At 47.2% G+C, this 16,888-nt stretch carries 18 protein-coding genes; 10 read left to right on the forward strand and 8 right to left on the reverse strand.

The genetic code is table 11. The features are described from left to right. The first annotated feature begins 160 nt into the window (after positions 1-160). A complete protein-coding gene (locus LGV68_RS09875) occupies positions 161-1,015 on the forward strand; it encodes an MIP/aquaporin family protein (RefSeq protein WP_024375304.1) in 855 nt (284 codons plus the stop codon). A gap of 51 nt (positions 1,016-1,066) precedes the next feature. Then, entirely contained in the window at positions 1,067-2,584 is a 1,518-nt protein-coding gene (gene glpK, locus LGV68_RS09880; protein ID WP_020329237.1) for a glycerol kinase GlpK, read from the forward strand. Between the two features lie 103 nt (positions 2,585-2,687). Here glpK and LGV68_RS09885 read toward each other — a convergent pair whose 3' ends face one another. The 5 genes from LGV68_RS09885 to LGV68_RS09910 all read right to left on the reverse strand — a co-directional run bounded on the left by LGV68_RS09885 (position 2,688) and on the right by LGV68_RS09910 (position 6,051). Further along, positions 2,688-2,948: a YgjV family protein gene (locus LGV68_RS09885; protein WP_020329238.1), complete on the reverse strand. Its 261-nt coding sequence runs from the start codon at positions 2,946-2,948 to the stop codon at positions 2,688-2,690. Between the two features lie 495 nt (positions 2,949-3,443). Continuing rightward, on the reverse strand, positions 3,444-4,103 hold the full coding sequence (locus LGV68_RS09895) for a hypothetical protein (RefSeq protein ID WP_222788604.1): 660 nt from the start codon (positions 4,101-4,103) through the stop codon (positions 3,444-3,446). Between the two features lie 127 nt (positions 4,104-4,230). Then, on the reverse strand, positions 4,231-4,611 hold the full coding sequence (locus LGV68_RS09900) for a hypothetical protein (protein WP_222788605.1): 381 nt from the start codon (positions 4,609-4,611) through the stop codon (positions 4,231-4,233). A 112-nt stretch (positions 4,612-4,723) separates the two neighbouring features. Then, positions 4,724-5,302 (reverse strand): DUF2726 domain-containing protein, encoded by a 579-nt coding sequence (locus LGV68_RS09905; protein WP_222788606.1) that lies wholly within the window; start codon positions 5,300-5,302, stop codon positions 4,724-4,726. A 431-nt stretch (positions 5,303-5,733) separates the two neighbouring features. Then, positions 5,734-6,051 (reverse strand): DUF496 family protein, encoded by a 318-nt coding sequence (locus LGV68_RS09910; RefSeq protein WP_020329287.1) that lies wholly within the window; start codon positions 6,049-6,051, stop codon positions 5,734-5,736. 189 nt (positions 6,052-6,240) lie between these two features. On the opposite strand from LGV68_RS09910, the gene LGV68_RS09915 reads away from it, so the two are divergent. The 6 genes from LGV68_RS09915 to luxQ all read left to right on the forward strand — a co-directional run bounded on the left by LGV68_RS09915 (position 6,241) and on the right by luxQ (position 12,578). Further along, positions 6,241-6,438 carry a hypothetical protein gene (locus tag LGV68_RS09915; RefSeq protein ID WP_222758273.1) on the forward strand — a complete coding sequence of 66 codons (198 nt, stop codon included), beginning with the start codon at positions 6,241-6,243 and terminating at the stop codon, positions 6,436-6,438. A 44-nt stretch (positions 6,439-6,482) separates the two neighbouring features. Next, positions 6,483-7,118 (forward strand): YceH family protein, encoded by a 636-nt coding sequence (locus LGV68_RS09920; RefSeq protein ID WP_020433719.1) that lies wholly within the window; start codon positions 6,483-6,485, stop codon positions 7,116-7,118. A 10-nt stretch (positions 7,119-7,128) separates the two neighbouring features. After that, positions 7,129-7,410 carry a GIY-YIG nuclease family protein gene (locus LGV68_RS09925; protein ID WP_055453770.1) on the forward strand — a complete coding sequence of 94 codons (282 nt, stop codon included), beginning with the start codon at positions 7,129-7,131 and terminating at the stop codon, positions 7,408-7,410. Positions 7,411-7,523: 113 nt separating this feature from the next. Next, positions 7,524-8,681 (forward strand): conjugal transfer protein TraF, encoded by a 1,158-nt coding sequence (locus tag LGV68_RS09930; RefSeq protein ID WP_252536670.1) that lies wholly within the window; start codon positions 7,524-7,526, stop codon positions 8,679-8,681. Positions 8,682-8,891: 210 nt separating this feature from the next. Further along, positions 8,892-9,989 carry an autoinducer 2-binding periplasmic protein LuxP gene (locus LGV68_RS09935; protein WP_024375537.1) on the forward strand — a complete coding sequence of 366 codons (1,098 nt, stop codon included), beginning with the start codon at positions 8,892-8,894 and terminating at the stop codon, positions 9,987-9,989. A gap of 21 nt (positions 9,990-10,010) precedes the next feature. Further along, positions 10,011-12,578 (forward strand): quorum-sensing autoinducer 2 sensor kinase/phosphatase LuxQ, encoded by a 2,568-nt coding sequence (gene luxQ / locus LGV68_RS09940; protein ID WP_222776770.1) that lies wholly within the window; start codon positions 10,011-10,013, stop codon positions 12,576-12,578. Between the two features lie 5 nt (positions 12,579-12,583). Here the strand turns inward: luxQ and LGV68_RS09945 are convergent, their stop codons facing one another. The 3 genes from LGV68_RS09945 to LGV68_RS09955 form a co-directional block, all read right to left on the reverse strand. Next, positions 12,584-13,264, reverse strand: coding sequence for a flagellar brake protein (locus LGV68_RS09945; RefSeq protein ID WP_020433710.1), 681 nt, complete (start codon positions 13,262-13,264; stop codon positions 12,584-12,586). A gap of 134 nt (positions 13,265-13,398) precedes the next feature. Further along, positions 13,399-13,923 carry a hypothetical protein gene (locus LGV68_RS09950; protein WP_020329295.1) on the reverse strand — a complete coding sequence of 175 codons (525 nt, stop codon included), beginning with the start codon at positions 13,921-13,923 and terminating at the stop codon, positions 13,399-13,401. 152 nt (positions 13,924-14,075) lie between these two features. Next, a complete protein-coding gene (locus LGV68_RS09955) occupies positions 14,076-14,450 on the reverse strand; it encodes a NirD/YgiW/YdeI family stress tolerance protein (RefSeq protein ID WP_020433707.1) in 375 nt (124 codons plus the stop codon). Positions 14,451-14,616: 166 nt separating this feature from the next. Here LGV68_RS09955 and LGV68_RS09960 point away from each other — a divergent pair, with 166 nt between their 5' ends. After that, complete coding sequence (locus LGV68_RS09960) at positions 14,617-16,101, forward strand: cobyric acid synthase (RefSeq protein ID WP_222783800.1); 1,485 nt, start codon at positions 14,617-14,619, stop codon at positions 16,099-16,101. Continuing rightward, positions 16,098-16,883 (forward strand): molybdate ABC transporter substrate-binding protein, encoded by a 786-nt coding sequence (gene modA / locus LGV68_RS09965; RefSeq protein WP_252536672.1) that lies wholly within the window; start codon positions 16,098-16,100, stop codon positions 16,881-16,883. The genes LGV68_RS09960 and modA overlap by 4 nt, the downstream gene beginning before the upstream one ends. Positions 16,884-16,888 lie beyond the last annotated feature (5 nt).

The following is a 16,888-nucleotide window of genomic DNA, read 5'->3' on the forward strand; positions in this document are numbered from 1 at the left end:
ATCAAAATGATGCGCCAATTAACAAAAAACGAGTTTGGCGTTAACAATTTTGTGCTCGAACGCTCATAAATTTCCATATTCGATTTTCGAGAGCAGTTTTCTGTGCCAGATTCGCCCTACACAAACATTGTGTACATAACAATAAACAGGACTCTTACTTATGACTCGAACAAAACAACATACTCTTTTAGGAGAGTGTATCGCGGAGTTTATCGGCACCGGACTGCTGATTTTCTTCGGTGTGGGTTGTGTGGCAGCACTTGTGCTGACAGGCGCACAATTTGGTCAATGGGAAATCAGTATCATGTGGGGCATGGGCGTTGCCATCGCCATCTACTGTACTGCTGGTGTCTCTGGCGCACACATCAACCCCGCGGTAACGATCGCACTGGCCGCTTTCCATGGTTTTGATAAAGCGAAAGTGGTTCCTTATATTGTGGCGCAAATGCTCGGTGCATTCTGCTCGGCAGCTTTGGTTTACAGCTTGTACAGTAACCTTTTTACCGATTACGAAATCGCGCACAATTTTGTACGTAGCAGCCAAGAAGCGTTGGCAACAGCGGGTATTTTCTCTACTTATCCGAATGCATCATTGTCGTTTGGTGGTGCTGTGGCGGTAGAATTTACCATTACTGCTGTGCTGATGTTTGCCATTCTGGCGCTGGGCGACGAAAACAACGGCGCACACCGTAATGCCATGAACCCGCTACTGATCGGTATTCTGATAGCAGTGATCGGCGGCTCGCTTGGTCCACTAACCGGTTTTGCCATGAACCCGGCACGTGACTTCGGTCCTAAGCTGTTCGCTTACCTGGCAGGTTGGGACTACGCGCTGACTGGCGCTAAAGACATTCCATATTTTATCGTACCAATCATTGGCCCAATTGCTGGTGCTTGTTTTGGTGCGTGGGCATATCCAAAATTTATCGCTGTTTACCTACCAACAGTCGGCACCGGATGTACCATCCCGAACCAATGTGATGACGTGGAAGAAAGTGAACAGGCACACGTCTAAAATTAAAGTAATTCGAAGTTAGCAAGAACGTGAAACTATAAGGAATAAACCATGACTGAGCAGAAATATGTGGTTGCATTAGATCAGGGCACCACCAGCTCGCGAGCTGTTGTACTGGACCACGATGCAAATATTGTGAGCGTTTCTCAGCGTGAATTCACTCAAATCTACCCAGAAGCGGGTTGGGTTGAGCATGATCCAATGGAAATCTATGCAACTCAGAGTTCAACGCTGGTTGAAGCACTGGGCAAAGCGGGCATCCGCAGCGATGAAGTGGCGGCGATTGGTATTACCAACCAACGTGAAACCACCATCGTTTGGGATAAAGAAACAGGCAAACCGGTTTACAACGCCATCGTATGGCAATGTCGCCGTACGGCTGAAATCTGTGAAGAGCTGAAATCTCGTGACGGACTGGAAGCGTACATTCGCGAAAACACCGGTCTGGTTCTGGACCCATACTTCTCAGGCACCAAAATCAAATGGATTCTGGATAACGTAGAAGGCGCACGTGAAGCGGCCGAATCGGGCAAACTGCTGTTCGGTACCGTTGATACATGGCTGGTGTGGAAAATGACTCAAGGTCGTGTACACGTGACCGACTACACCAACGCATCACGTACCATGCTGTTTAACATCAATACCCTGCAATGGGATGAAAAGATCCTGAAAGAGTTCAACATTCCTCTGGCAATGATGCCAGAAGTGAAACGCTCTTCAGAAGTGTACGGCCAAACCAACATTGGTGGTAAAGGCGGTACGCGTATTCCAATCGCAGGTATTGCGGGTGACCAACAAGCGGCGTTGTACGGCCAAATGTGTGTTAAAGCTGGTCAGGCGAAAAACACGTACGGCACAGGCTGCTTCCTGCTGATGAACACTGGTCAGGAAAAAGTGACCTCAAGAAATGGGCTGCTGACGACTCTGGCTTGTGGTCCGAAAGGCGAACCTGCGTACGCACTGGAAGGTGCAGTATTCATGGGCGGCGCTTCTATCCAGTGGCTGCGTGATGAGCTGAAACTGATCTCTGACGCGCACGATTCAGAATACTTTGCAACCAAAGTAGATACCTCAAACGGTGTATACGTGGTTCCGGCGTTTACTGGCCTTGGCGCGCCATACTGGGATGCTTACGCTCGTGGCACCATCGTTGGCCTGACTCGCGGCGTGAACTCTAACCACATCATCCGTGCAACGCTGGAAAGTATCGCTTACCAGACTCGTGACGTACTGGATGCGATGCAGGCAGACTCAGGCATTCGCCTGTCGGCTCTGCGTGTGGATGGCGGCGCGGTTGCCAACAACTTCCTGATGCAGTTCCAGTCTGATGTTCTGGACACCGAAGTTCACCGCCCGAAAGTTACCGAAGTAACAGCATTGGGCGCAGCCTACCTGGCTGGTCTGGCTGTGGGTTTCTGGGACGACTTGGAAGAGCTGAAAGATAAAGCAGAAATCGACCGCAGCTTTGAACCTCACCACGACGAAGAGAAACGTCAACGTCGTTACAAAGGTTGGAAGCGTGCAGTGAAATGTGCTCAGGCATGGGCAGAGCTGCATAACGAAGAGTAATCATGCATGTAACCGTTTCTTCGTAGGGGAGAAGCGGTTATCGGGGAAAAGCAAAAGCCCGGGTGACAACCCGGGCTTTTTTTACACGTCTTTTTTATTCTTTTCAGGCGGCGCTTTGCACACCTTCGGCTTTATCAGCCTTCTTTTCCTGCTGCATCTTGAACAGGAAGTATACGTTAACGCAGGCGATGAACGCGTTCGTGGCAACCACTGGCCATGCGTTAATCATCAAACCGTACACAACAAACAGCGCACAGCCGATAAAGTTCAGAACGCGGAGTTTCACGATGTCTTTCATTGTTAGCGAAATCGCTACGCCGATTGATGCCGCATAACCCATGATTTCAACCATGTTCATGTCCATTTTTTGACCCTCTTTAAATTTTGCCGAACAGTGTCAGTGTCGGTACCAATCTTCTCGTCGTGAGATAAGTGAGGATGCTCCATGCCTCGAATGGTTCGGTTGTTTTATCTGTGGTCACTATAACAACAGGGTTATTGTGATAAAACCCTCAAAAACGAGTTCGGTGAAGGTTAGCGATTACGCAAACGTTTAATGTTAATCACACTTTTGTCATTACCTAATTCTGTTGGCGCAAATAGTAGGTAATGGGGTAGGGAGATAAGGCGGCTAAAACTGACGATGTGTGTCTGTAGAACGTTTGCAGTGGACACTCCGAAAGGGATTGACCAGTGATTTAAGACAACCCAACCTACGAGTCATTCGAGATCAACCACAAGAACGGGCGCAACTTTAAGATTATCGGCAAAGCCATCGCGCCAGTGTTTAAGAAGATTTTTTAAAAAAGAAGCCACCTTGATAGGTGGCTTCTTTGATGGAGTGATGTTGGTTTGAATGTTATATGCTGGATTCATCTTCACCCATATCAAAACGAGCTTTCTTAAATCTTTCTAGACATTTTCTTGGATTAGGCCTGATTTTAAATAGAAACAGTACGAAAGACAAAAAGGCGAATGCTGTAGCTACTTTTACAGCAAAGATTTCAGCGCTTTTGCCACCACTAAATTCCACGGATTTTTGTTCATAATAAAAACCTGTTCCTGTATAAAAAATGTCAGGACTGAAATAAGTTACAAACTTCTTGCTTCCCTTAGTTACAGTATATGAGTAGCTTCCGAAATTTGGTCTTAACAGCTCAACCCGATTTACAACAACAGATGGCGTCCCCATGCCGTTGAATATTTTTGTTGTAGTTTTCAGAATAGGAAGACCTTCGTTCGTAAATTGGGGCGCTTGGACTGCGATGGGCTTGAGTTCGGAGTTCAGTTTCTTTTTAGCTAGTATTTCTGCCGTGGGGATATTCTCAGTTTCTATTTCATTTGGGATATAGCCTAAAATCATATCTTCGTAGATTGGTTCAGTAACTTGAACCTCAATTTTGGTTTCAGGGCTCAAAAGCCAGAAAAGCGTGTAACACAAATATCCTACGACTAGACCTATGCCAGCAGATATCTCATTGAACCACGCTAACTTTGACTCAACTTCCTGAAATTTCATCGATACTCCTGCATATAGCCGCGTTAAGTATTGAGCGACGCTGACCGCCAATCTAAACTATCAATTCAAAGCACACCAAAAATGCCGAGCGTTGCTAATCTTTCATCAATACCTAGTGATCTATGCGCTAAAGGTTCGTCAACTTGTCTCTCAAATTCGCCACGCGTTTACCATGGTCAGTGAGTTCTCGTCCGTTTTGGCAATTACGACAAGATTCAGTACTATTTTGTATTAAACACAGCTCATAAAAATCTTTCGCTTCATGGAAAGTTAAGCCAAGATCTAAGAATGCTATCTCGAAATTTTTAAATTCAGGTGTACCTGCTTCAATCCAGGCCCTTTCCGCAATACGGAACTTACTATTGTATTCAAGGGATTCCGCGCCATATTCCAAAACGAATTCCGACCAAGAAAAACTTCTTACGGACTGTTGACCATGGCACACAGTACAAAGTTTTGAGCGTGGTTCCGATTCAATTTCTTCTAATAACATGTCGATAAAACTCACGATGTTCTCCTAAATGCACAACGCTGTGTTTAAATTGAAAACAATGCAATCACTCAACTTAAATCATTGTGCTGTAGCCGCTTAATTTGATTTGAATCAAAACTGCCAAGTATTATGGATCTGTCTTCAACGTCTTGTTATACAAAACTTCATCGAAACTATTACATTTAATCTCTGTCTCTCGCTCCAATACTTTTGCAATTTCAGATGGCTCGTAAAAACGTTTTGTACTAAAACGTACTAACTTATGATGCCCTTCTAGTGCTTCATTTACGTATAGATCACGTTCCTGTCTTTTTTTCCAATTATGTGTTGAGTCATCAAGCTCGATTACTGCCAGAACTTTTGTAGCTTTGTCAGTAATAACAAAGTCCATTCTCTTGGCCCATGTTCGAGAGTTGTGTTTGAAATTAACAGGTGTAACTAAAGCCATTAAAGAAACTTGACTATGAATTATATAGTCTGACGGTAAAGCCTTTTGCAGAGCGAAGCACAGTTTTCTCTCATTTTCAGTGGCCAAGTGACTTTGTTTATTGTGTTCTACTTTTACATTGGGCTTGTTTGTTACATCAACAGTGGTTTTTGTATTTTGCGTTGTATCCCAGAGTTTAGACTGTGGTTTCGGCGTACTCTTTCCTTTGAATTTCCATACTATGTAGCTGAGTGCAGCGAGAACTAATAATTCCAACATTAACGTATATATCTCCTTTTTGTATAACCGCTTTTTTAACTAGGTTCAGTCTTTAAAACTTCGGAATAAAATACAGACAGCGTCTATCTAATACACCATGCCAAATTGGGCACATACACTTGAGGCATGTCTCCACAACTGACAAATGAAACGCGTCGACAATACCAAACAAGAGAGTTTTTTGGTGTGATCAATTTGGGCTTTATTACCACAATTACGCATCAATGTGCATTTCATTTGGTTGAGCAGAATATGAGCATCAAGAAAGAGGGCAAGAAGTGGTTGGTCGATTTGCGGCTGCGAGGCTGAAACGGAATTGTCTTGCCGCCAGTTTAATAACCAAGATTAAATGCTGTGAAATCTGGGGTTGGGTAGATGTGGCGGGAATAAAAAACCCGCCATTGGGCGGGTTTTAAACTCAGGCAACAGGCTTATTTTTTGCCTTGGTGCATCAGTTTGTCTTGTTCAGTCAGTTCGCGAATGCGGCGGCTGATTTCACGGCGCTCTTTTGAAATTTCTGCGCTCTTGATGATGTGGTCATCCACACGATCTTCGTAGTCCGCTTTCATGTTTTTCACGATCGCGATGATTTCTTCCTGAGTCATATCAGGTTTGATGTAATCCACCAGGTTTTCCAGCAGATCAACACGCTTACGGTTATCACGAACTTTTTTCTCGTTGTCTAAAAGTTCACGTTTTAGTTTGTTTTTACGGCGAGCCAGACTCACGATTTCAAATACGCTGTTCATAGGTCCCTTTTCCTAGAATGAATGCAACTGTCAACGATTAAAACACAACATCAAGACTCATAACAGCCTTTAGATCAAACCTAACAACACCTTGACCAATAAATAGTCACTCGGTATTCGCAGAGATTGTACTTGCCTGAAATTGCGCTATATCATGAGGCCAATTAATGACGAAACAATGATTCGACCATGCAACCCTCAGAAATTATTGTTCCTAAGAAAGAAGCATTGCCAGCCGAGCCCGATCTTCGCCCCAAGCTTCGACAAGCTTACATCGGCGAACGGCAAAGCCTTGAATTACTAGAAATTGAATTAAACCGTTCTAAAGTTGTCATGATTGATGAAAACGGCAGGATTGTGCGCTTTTCACTGACTTCAGAACATTAAGAATGGGAGCACGAGGCCAGCCTCGATAAAAGAAGGAAACGACAATGAATTACGAACTTTCTCCGCTAGAGGCCCGCGTTATTGGCTGCCTGATTGAAAAAGAAGTTACCACTCCGGATCACTACCCGCTGACGCTCAACAGCCTGACGACCGCTTGTAACCAGAAAAGTAACCGTGAACCGGTGCTGTCGCTATCCGAAGCGGATGTGCAGGATGCCGTAGAAGGCCTGATTGCCCGCCGTTTGGTGAGTGATGAAAGTGGTTTTAATAGCCGTGCATCGAAATATCAGCATCGCTTCTGTAACACTGAATTCGGCGATCTCAAACTGAACGACAAAGAGCTTGGCATTGTATGCTGCCTGCTGCTGCGCGGCGCACAAACGCCGGGTGAGTTGAGAACTCGTACCAACCGCCTGTGTAACTTTAGCGATGTGAAAGAAACCGAAGCGGTACTGGAAGATCTGGCGAACCGCTCTCTGGTGGTGAAACTGCCGCGTGAACCGGGCAAACGTGAATCGCGTTATCAGCATCTGTTTTCTGGCGACGTTGATTTTGACAGCTTGGCGAGCTTCTCTGAGCACGAACCTTCAAACTCTCAGCTTGAAGCGTTAGAGCAGGAAGTGGCGGCGCTGCGTGAAGAGGTCGCAGAACTGCGCGCTCTTATCGAACAAAAGCTGTAATCGGGTTCGAATGAACTCGGAAATTGTCAGTCCGAACTGGTGGGTTTATCTGGTTCGGACGTCAAGTAACGCGCTGTATTGTGGCATCACTACCGATGTTGAACGGCGCTTTACCCAGCACCAGAAAGGTCAGGGTGCTAAAGCCTTGCGCGGAAAAGGCCCGCTTTCTCTGGCGTGGCAACAGGAAATCGGCCCGAGCAAAGGCGACGCCCTCAAACTGGAATACCGCATCAAACAACTGTCCAAAGCCGACAAAGAGCGTCTGGTGTGCGGACAAACCTCTCTTATCTAACGATTGTGAATCAGGCATCGTTTACGACCGCGAATGCCTGCCATTAATCGGTGAAATCTGAATTTCTGTATTAACCTTGTTTATGAGTCTGATTCATAGAGGTGAATAAGGAAATGCATCATTATAAATATCTTTCAGCAGTGATCATGTTTGGTATCTGTCCTTTGTCTGCTTACGCTGCCAATGGCGTTGCGGATGCTCGTGGTAACGCGATGGGCAATACCGGCGTAACAACTTCAGACTATTTACTGGCGCCTTTCTACAATCCGGCGCTGACAGCGGTGTATCGTGACCGGGACTCGGTCGGGTTGCTGGTTCCTGCGCTGGGGGCGAACGTCCGTGATTCGGATGAGTCGCTTTCGACCATTGATGACCTGCAAAGCTCCATCGATCAATTTGAAGCGGCAGGCGTCGGTGCGGCGACACAGGAGAATATTAATCAGCTCAATGGCTATCTTGATGATTTAGCGGATGACAAACCTTTTGCGGTTTCCGGTGGAGCAGGCATTGCTGTTGCGCTACCCATGAATGCGGTGTCGCTGAACTTTTTTGCCCGTGGCTATGCGGAAATTCTGGCGGATTCCAGTATTGCCGCCAACACCGGCAATACGGCATCCGATGTCGAAACCCGTTATCAGAATTCGTACGTTAACATGCTGGCCTTTGGCTATTCGGAATATGGTGTGGCCGTCGCGAAGCTGTTTACGCTACAAGGTCAACAGATAGCGATTGGGATTACGCCCAAAATTCAGGAACTGCGAACATACAAAGAGGTGGTGACGGTACAGGACTTTGACCTGAGCGACTACGATCAGAGCAAAACTTCCAAGAATGCCTTCAACCTCGATATTGGTGCCGTGTGGTTAAAAGATAACTTCAGGGCTGGTATTGCAGCAAAAGACCTGATTTCTCACGAAATTAAAACTTACGATGACCAGAGCAGTTATACGCTTGATCCGCAGGTGACAGTCTCTGGCGGGTATGTTACTGACTTCCTTGCACTGGCGATCGACTGGGATTTGACTAAACAAAAACGCTTTAAAGGCGTGGATGATGATACGCAATTCCTGCGATTTGGTGTGGAAGGCAATGCGTGGGGATGGGCGCAGCTGCGAGCGGGTTATGAGATTGATTTGGAAAGTACGTTGGATAACTCGATCACGGCCGGTCTGGGGATCAGTCCCGGTGATTTAGTCAGTGTGGACCTGGCCGCCAATTACGCGGGTAACTATCAATATGGGCTGTCTGCCAACCTGGCTTTCACTTTCTAACGCCGACGGGTTGCGGTTTATTTCAGCAGTTGCAGACATGTTGACAGATTTTTGCATGTCTGCGCTTTTATTTGTACGCCGTATGCTTAATAATCGTAGCTGCTTAGTTTCCCTTATTCTTTGATGAATAAGGAAAACTTTCAGTTGATAGGGCAGAGCATCGGGCCAGAAAGTCGTATCCTAATCACAAACGTTGCGTTTGGTACTCAAATGAAAAAAACACTACTACTTATAGTTTGCCTCTGTTTTGCTCCTTTAGCCTTTGCGTATTCGTCTCAAGTACTGAATGGTTACTGGCATTATCAAGAGTTTCTGAATGCAAATCCGCAACAAAAAACGTTGACGGAGTCGCTTTCTAATGCGGTCAGACAATCGCCAGCAAGGCTGAATGTCAAACAAAGCAAGCCTGTGACCATTTCGGTCGTCTATCCGGGGCAGCAGATTTCAGATTACTGGATTCGCAACATTAAGGCGTTTGAGATGCGTCTGGAAGAGCTAGGGATTGAGTACCAAATCAATCAGGTTTTTACGCGGCCTAATCTGGATATGCGTCAGCAAAGCCTTTCTTTGATGGAGGCGCTGAAAAACAACACCGATTATCTGATCTTTACTCTCGACACTACGCGTCACCGCAAGTTTATCGAACATGTTCTCAGCTCTTCTCCAACCAAATTGATTCTTCAGAATATCACTACTCCGGTCAGAGACTGGGATAGCCGTCAGCCGATGATGTATGTGGGCTTTGACCACGAAACCGGTGCGCAGCAACTGGCGCAGTATTATCGCGAACACGTGCCTAAAGGCAGCAAATATTCCGTGCTGTATTTCTCTGAAGGCTACGTCAGTGACGCACGTGGCGACACTTTTATTCAGCAGATGGAAGGCACTGGTGATTATCAGCTGGCCTCTTCTTATTACACCAAAGCCACTCAGGAGAGTGGTTACGAAGCAACGCTTAACATTCTGAAAAACGATCCGGACATCAAATTTATTTATGCCTGTTCAACGGATGTGGCACTGGGCGCTGCGCAAGCGTTGCAAGAGCAGAATCGTGAAGACATTCAGGTCAACGGTTGGGGCGGTGGTTCGGCAGAGCTTGAAGCGCTGAATGAAGGGCATCTTGATGTCACTGTCATGCGCATCAACGACGATACGGGCATTGCAATGGCGGAAGCCATCAAACGCGACCTTGAAGGCGAGGCGGTGCCAGTGGTCTATTCCGGCGACTTTGAGATTGTCACCAAAGAAGATAGTTCGCAAAAAATCGATGTATTTAAGCAACGAGCATTTCGTTATTCCGATCGTTAATCGGTAGCAAAGGAACACTGAGTGGGCATCAGATCAAGCACAGTCAAACAGAAAAGAAAAATCGCAACGTTCATCAGCCGAGCGATTGTGACGGTGCTTGGTGCGCTGACGTTGACGGTGCTGTTTCAAAGCTATCAAATCAGCAGTCGTTTGATCTCACAGGAAGTGGCCCGCACTTCAACTCAAACCTCCAGCCTGATTCAGAACCTGTTCAATTACCGATTGGCCACGCTGCAGATTCATCAGGACAGTAGCGCAAAAAATGCCAGTTTGATTCAGGCTCTGCACGGCGATACTAATGACGCACTGGATCAGTACTTTCTCAGTGTTGACCAGCTTGAACTCAACAATACGCCGGATATTCGTTTCATTACCGACCTCAAAGAGATGGTATGGGAAGACGGCAACTCTCAGTTTTATGGGGTTCAGTCGAAAGAGCTCAACGCCATCATCCGAAAAGTGTCAATCAGCAGTAACTGGCACCTAATCCAAACGCCTTCAGAGTTAGGCACGGCCTACCTGCTTGTTCGCCGCTCACCGATTGTGGATACCGCAACCGGCGAAGTCATCGGTTTTCTCTACGTCAGTATTGTACTCAACAACAACTTTGCATTAATCGAGACCATTCGTGACAGCAGTAACTCGCAGAACCTGATTTTGACCGTTGGTTCAGAAGTTTTGGCGTCGACTCTGAATGGAGACGAATCCTATACAGCGCTCGATGTGTTGCAGGACGGTATGAGCGACATGCTGTACGACAAAAATATGGTGGCGAAAACGGTTCTGGAAGTGGAAGGGGTGCCGACGTATCTCAGTGTTTACTCAGTGCAGAGTAACGAGAATGCGTTGAGCCTACGTGACAATTACTATTTCTGGATGGTTTTTGCGCTGGTGGCGATGGTGGGTGTCTCCATACTGACGCGTTGGTGGTTGCAGCGACGTATTGAGTCGGAAATTGAAGGGTTGATGACCTACACCCATAAAGTGGCAGAGCGTGGACTGGATGACTTCTTTCCGGGCTCAAAAATTTACGAATTTGACCACTTCGGCCGCACGCTGGAACACACTTTCCAACGCCTGTCTGCGCAGGAAAAGCAATTTGAGGATCTGTTTAACTTCGCTCTGTCGCCAACCATTCTCTGGACGGCAGACGGTGAGCTGATTCGTATGAACCCGTCGGCTCAAAAGCATTTTTTACGCAATAATGCGGAATATCATTCCTTGTTCTCTGTGCTGAAACGTCAGTTGATCCCGCAGATCAAACTGGCGGCAAAAGGCGAGATTCTCAAAGAAGTGAACACTGAAGTCGACGACAAAGTGTTCCTGTGGAACCTGTCGCCGATTGTGGTGGAGAACCGTATCGAATCGATTATTACTCAGGGCCAGGATGTCACCTCGATTGCAGAAGCGGAAAAACAGAGCCGTATTGCACGTAGAGAAGCGGAAGAGTCGGCACGCGTCAGAGCGGATTTCCTCGCGAAAATGAGCCATGAGCTGAGAACGCCACTGAACGGGATTCTGGGTGTGTCTCAACTCCTTAAGCGTACAGTGAAGGAAAAAGAGCAGGCCGAGCAGGTTAATGTGCTGTGCAGCAGTGGTGAACATCTGCTGGCAGTACTGAATGACATTCTGGATTTCTCAAAGATAGAACAGGGTAAATTCCGGATTCAGAAGACCCATTTCCCGTTGGTCGATGTGGTGTCGGCCATTGAACGAATTTATCGTCCATTGTGTCGTGAGAAAGGCTTGGATCTCTCGATTGACAGCAATATCGACCAAACAATGATTGTAAATGCGGACCAGGTACGTCTGAATCAGATTCTGTTTAATCTGCTCAATAACGCCGTGAAGTTTACCCATCAGGGCGCCATCAGCATTCAGCTGAATCTGTTGCAAGAGGCGGGCGACACTCGCCTGTCCATTTCGGTCATGGACACAGGTATTGGCATTCGTGATGCAGATTTGAATATCATCTTTGAGCCGTTTGTTCAGGCAGAATCGACCAATACCCGCGAATATGGCGGCAGTGGATTGGGGCTGGCCATTGTGCACAGCCTTATTGAAATGCTTGGCGGCACGGTGCAGGTCAGCTCGACGTTTGGTGTAGGCACACGTTTTAATATCGAATTGCCGATGGAACGTGTTACTTCTGAAAAGCAGTCGATTGAGCGCAAAGAAGCCGCATCACGTTACGAGCTGTTCGATGGCAGCATTCATGTTCTGCTGGTTGAGGACAACCATACCAACGCGTTTATCGCACAAGCCTTCTGCAAGAAATATGGTATGGTCGTCGACTGGGTCACGGATGGATTGCAGGCGATAGAAAAGGTCAAAGAGCAGCGTTACGATCTGATTCTGATGGACAACCAACTGCCGTATCTCGACGGTGTGGATGCCACGCGCATCATCAAACAAGAAATGGGCTTAGAAATACCAGTTTACGCCTGTACCGCAGATGGCGTGGTGGAAACTCAGCAAGCGTTTATGTCTGCCGGTGCAGAATACGTGATCGTCAAGCCGATCAAAGAAGATACGCTGCACAAAGCATTGGTGAACTTTAAACAAGACCATACCGAGTGGTCTGTGTAAGCGTTCTAAAGTATGCCGGATTTGAAGGTTTGGTCGAAGAGAACCATCTTCAGTTCGTCCGACATCGTCAGTGGATTGTTAAACTGAACTCCAATCATATGGCCTTTGCTCTGGCGGCGAATATTGGCGATGTGGCAGGCGAGATCGTCTGGTAACAGGGCATCAAGCTCACTGCTGATTCGAATCGTGTTGTTTACCGTCAGCTCATTCTCTCCAGAGACAAAGACTCCGCATCCTGAAATAGAAAAATCGACCAGAGTGCCGTTGAAACTGCGCTCAAGCTGTTCAGATTTCTCAGTCAGCGCCACCGGAATCGAAATCTTGTAGCGTTCATGTTCGCGAATGGTTTTGGTGAAAAAATGCTTGGGTGGCCGAATGAAAATCAGCGCACATGGTGAAGAGATCACCTGAATGACAGAAGTGTTGAACGCAATCACATGACCGAGTTCGGTATCGCTCATTCCACGCACCACAATCTGAACATTGACCAGTTTACGCATCACTAACGCTTCTTGGGCCTTGATAGGCATATCGAGAATCAGACACTGTTCCGCCTTGAAACCAACCAAGGAGGTCGAGAATGCGTAGTTATCATCAGGGCCGAATTGGATCGTCGCCGAGATTTTCATCCCGGGCTTGAGGTATTTGATTAAATCGGATGGGTCTTTAGAGTTCGATGCTGCCATATGGGGTCTGTCTTAATCTACTCGGTGATCAGCCGCTGCCAAAGAATCACGTTAACTTGTAGATTATATTACATGGGGCGCCTTTCTCATTATTCAGAATGTAGGAAAAGGCGACACCCATTGTCATCGTTTACTTAATATTGGAAGCGAACACCCATACTGATCTGTGGTCCCCAAACGCCAGCGTTGCGCACTTCTGCATTGAGTACCATTTGTTGTGTGGAGTGGAAACGAAGGCCGGCAATGAATACGGAGTTGTCATCGTTGCGGCCGATACGAGCGTGACCCTCAATTTGGCTGGTTAGCCAGATACGTGTGCCGATGTTGATTTCCATATTGGTTTCGGTTTTATGGTCTTCATCGCTGTTACCACGAATGCTGTGAAGCAACATCTGGCCATAGATATCGGCAAACTGGTTGATAGGGCCATTAAAGCCGATACCGCCTGCTAAATCCCAGTCACCTTCAAAGCGCGAATCGGCACGGCCGACGAAGTGTGAGTTCTCAGTAAAAAACGTGCTGAATTCTCCGCCAAACGATTCAGGACTCAGCGCGGTTCTCACCTCTAAAAAGTTGTAATTAAAATTGTTGGCTGACGCTGTCGCTGGAAGGACACTGGCAATCGCCACAAGGCCTGCCAGACAAGTTTTTTTAAGCATTGGTGTTCGTCCTAATTAAAATAGAATTCGAATATAGAATAATGGCCTGCAAATTACAGGCCATTTCACTAAATAATTCAATCTAATAGCGTCTCACACACTCACTTGAATCGTGAAAGTGGGCATTAGGACATACTTTTTACCACTGACAACTAAAGCAGTTGAATATGGTCGACTTCGATTTCGGGTGTGCGGCCGTTTTCAAACTCACCGTACAGACGGACTTTGGTTTGCGGATCCAGTGGAGCATTGAGCTGAATGTCATCGTCTAATTCAACCTGAATCTCGGTTTTTCCGTCCGAGAACACAAAGGTATCTTTGCGAACTTGACGCAGCAGATGGCCTTCAACCACCACATCTTTGTCACCGAACAGAGTGCTGTCATCCAGCAGTGACTGGACCGAAGAAACCTCAACCGGACCGTTAAACTGAATTTGGTTACGCTCATGGTGCTTTTCGCCGGCAAAGGCCAGAGTCGGAGCAAGGATCAGCGTTGAAACTGCGATAAAAGCCGTTGATGTTTTCATGATGATTTCCTTTTTTATTTGGGTGTTTTTGTTCAGTGAGGCTATTTCATCATGCTTAGCTTGAATATTGACTGAGTTGCTTATTAATCTTCGGTTCATTTTACAGGCTTCTGTTTTTTAAGCAGATCAGGTATACAATGAGACAAACTTCACAATAAGTAGAATTATGAAATCGTCATTAAACGCTCTGATGGTGCAGGGCACCACGTCCGATGCCGGAAAAAGTGTTCTGGTGGCAGGTCTCTGCCGGGTGTTGGCCCGAAAAGGGATTCGTGTTGCCCCCTTCAAGCCGCAAAATATGGCGCTCAACAGCGCGGTGACGCCGGACGGTGGTGAAATTGGCCGCGCACAGGCAGTTCAGGCCCTTGCTTGTGGAATTGAGCCGAGCGTGCACATGAATCCGGTGTTGCTGAAACCGAACTCGGATACCGGAGCGCAGGTGATCCTACAGGGGCGCGCACTGAGTAACATGGAGGCCAACGGCTACCATGATTACAAAAAAGTGGCGATGCATACGGTGTTAGATTCCTTCTCTCGTCTGCAAAGTGAATACGAAAGCATCATGATTGAAGGGGCAGGCAGCCCGGCAGAAATCAATCTGCGCGAAAATGACATTGCCAATATGGGGTTTGCCGAAGAAGCGGATGTGCCCGTTATTATTGTGGCCGACATTGACCGTGGTGGCGTTTTTGCGCATCTGTTTGGCACGTTGGCACTGTTGTCTGAATCTGAGCAGAACCGGGTCAAAGGTTTTGTGATCAACCGCTTTCGTGGCGACATTCGTTTGTTGCAATCCGGTCTCGACTGGCTGGAAGAAAAAACAGGCAAGCCGGTGATTGGTGTGCTGCCGTATCTGCACGGCTTTGATCTGGAAGCGGAAGATGCAATCACGGCCAGTCAAATTGTCGGCCAGCAGGTCAAACTCAATGTTGTGGTGCCAGTGTTTACCCGCATCAGCAACCATACCGATTTTGATGCGTTGCGACTCAATCCAGATATTAACCTGCGTTATGTGGGTAAGGGTGAACGTTTAGACCGTGCCGACCTCATCATTCTGCCTGGCAGCAAATCGACTCGCGCTGATCTGGAGTATCTGAAGCAGCAAGGCTGGGACAAAGATATTCAGCGTCATTTGCGTTTAGGTGGCAAAGTGATGGGAATTTGTGGTGGCTATCAGATGTTGGGCGAATGGGTACATGATCCCGAAGGGGTCGAAGGTCAGCCCGGCAGCAGCGAAGGTCTGGGTTTACTCGCCATGGAAACGACACTGACGGGCGAGAAGCAGCTCACCAACGTAGAAGGAACTTTACATCTTAACGGTAAGTCTACACCCGTCTCCGGCTACGAAATTCACGTCGGCCGCAGTGTGTCTTCGCCAGCGTCAAACTGCACACGGGTGATTGAACTTACCCATGGTGAGCAAGATGGCCGAGTCAGTGACTGCAATCAAATACTTGGCACCTATTTACACGGTATATTTGATACCTTTTCTGCCGCCGAACTGATTTGTCAGTGGGCCGGCGCAGACGCAATTCAAGTGCATGATCATGTTGCAGCAAAAGAGCAGGCGATCGACCGTATTGCTGATGCTATCGAGCAGCATCTGAATCTTGCTTTATTATGGCCAGAACTCAATGGACTCTCATCATGAACACTCAAATAAAAAAAATTGCGTTTTTGCTCAGTGCTGTATTGGCCAGCACGCCTGTTTGGGCAAAAGATACCGTTAACATCTACGCAGCGTCTTCTATGACCAACGCGGTCAATGACCTTATTTCTGCGTATGAAGCGGATCACGATGTCGACGTGGTACCTGTTTACGGCGGTTCTTCTTCATTGGCGCGTCAGATTGAACGTGGTGCACCGGCCGATGTTTTCCTGTCCGCGAATGAAAAATGGGTTTCACATCTGATCGAAAAGAAAATTGTTAAGCATGACAATGTCACTCTTTTGGCAGGAAACCAGCTGGTGCTGATCAAACCGGCGAAGTCAGAACAAAAACCGTTTGATGTTGCCAACAAGCAAGAGTGGCAAAGCGTGTTGAAAGACTCTCGCATGGCAGTCGGTAATACCGATGCTGTGCCTGTTGGTATGTACTCCAAAGAAGCGCTGACCAACTTGGGCGTGTGGGAAACCGTACAACCGAAACTGGCGCAGACCAACAACGTACGTCTGGCTTTGGCCTTGGTTGAGCGCGGCGAAGCACCGCTGGGTATGGTGTATAAAACCGATGCGATTCTGACCGACAACGTGGCAATCGTGTCGACGTTTGATCCCGCGCTGCACAGCGCGATTCACTATCCGCTGGTGCAAATTACCGATAAAGACGCCAGCCGTGCGTTTGTCGAATTTCTGGAGTCTGATAAAGCTAAAGCGGTGATGGAGCATTACGGCTTCCGCACGGATATGGGAACTGAGAAATTTGCTGGGTAATATCA

Source organism: Vibrio sp. LQ2, from assembly GCF_023920125.1.
Classification (GTDB): Bacteria; Pseudomonadota; Gammaproteobacteria; order Enterobacterales; family Vibrionaceae; genus Vibrio; species Vibrio fluvialis.

What these genes read in the sequence shown, in the direction of transcription:
- LGV68_RS09875 (WP_024375304.1), top strand. Translation starts at nt 161, where the DNA reads ATGACTCGAACAAAACAACATACTCTTTTAGGAGAGTGTATCGCGGAG.
- glpK (WP_020329237.1), top strand. Translation starts at nt 1,067, where the DNA reads ATGACTGAGCAGAAATATGTGGTTGCATTAGATCAGGGCACCACCAGC.
- LGV68_RS09885 (WP_020329238.1), bottom strand. Translation starts at nt 2,948, where the DNA reads ATGGACATGAACATGGTTGAAATCATGGGTTATGCGGCATCAATCGGC.
- LGV68_RS09895 (WP_222788604.1), bottom strand. Translation starts at nt 4,103, where the DNA reads ATGAAATTTCAGGAAGTTGAGTCAAAGTTAGCGTGGTTCAATGAGATA.
- LGV68_RS09905 (WP_222788606.1), bottom strand. Translation starts at nt 5,302, where the DNA reads ATGTTGGAATTATTAGTTCTCGCTGCACTCAGCTACATAGTATGGAAA.
- LGV68_RS09910 (WP_020329287.1), bottom strand. Translation starts at nt 6,051, where the DNA reads ATGAACAGCGTATTTGAAATCGTGAGTCTGGCTCGCCGTAAAAACAAA.
- LGV68_RS09915 (WP_222758273.1), top strand. Translation starts at nt 6,241, where the DNA reads ATGCAACCCTCAGAAATTATTGTTCCTAAGAAAGAAGCATTGCCAGCC.
- LGV68_RS09920 (WP_020433719.1), top strand. Translation starts at nt 6,483, where the DNA reads ATGAATTACGAACTTTCTCCGCTAGAGGCCCGCGTTATTGGCTGCCTG.
- LGV68_RS09925 (WP_055453770.1), top strand. Translation starts at nt 7,129, where the DNA reads ATGAACTCGGAAATTGTCAGTCCGAACTGGTGGGTTTATCTGGTTCGG.
- LGV68_RS09930 (WP_252536670.1), top strand. Translation starts at nt 7,524, where the DNA reads ATGCATCATTATAAATATCTTTCAGCAGTGATCATGTTTGGTATCTGT.
- LGV68_RS09935 (WP_024375537.1), top strand. Translation starts at nt 8,892, where the DNA reads ATGAAAAAAACACTACTACTTATAGTTTGCCTCTGTTTTGCTCCTTTA.
- LGV68_RS09945 (WP_020433710.1), bottom strand. Translation starts at nt 13,264, where the DNA reads ATGGCAGCATCGAACTCTAAAGACCCATCCGATTTAATCAAATACCTC.
- LGV68_RS09950 (WP_020329295.1), bottom strand. Translation starts at nt 13,923, where the DNA reads ATGCTTAAAAAAACTTGTCTGGCAGGCCTTGTGGCGATTGCCAGTGTC.
- LGV68_RS09955 (WP_020433707.1), bottom strand. Translation starts at nt 14,450, where the DNA reads ATGAAAACATCAACGGCTTTTATCGCAGTTTCAACGCTGATCCTTGCT.
- LGV68_RS09960 (WP_222783800.1), top strand. Translation starts at nt 14,617, where the DNA reads ATGAAATCGTCATTAAACGCTCTGATGGTGCAGGGCACCACGTCCGAT.
- modA (WP_252536672.1), top strand. Translation starts at nt 16,098, where the DNA reads ATGAACACTCAAATAAAAAAAATTGCGTTTTTGCTCAGTGCTGTATTG.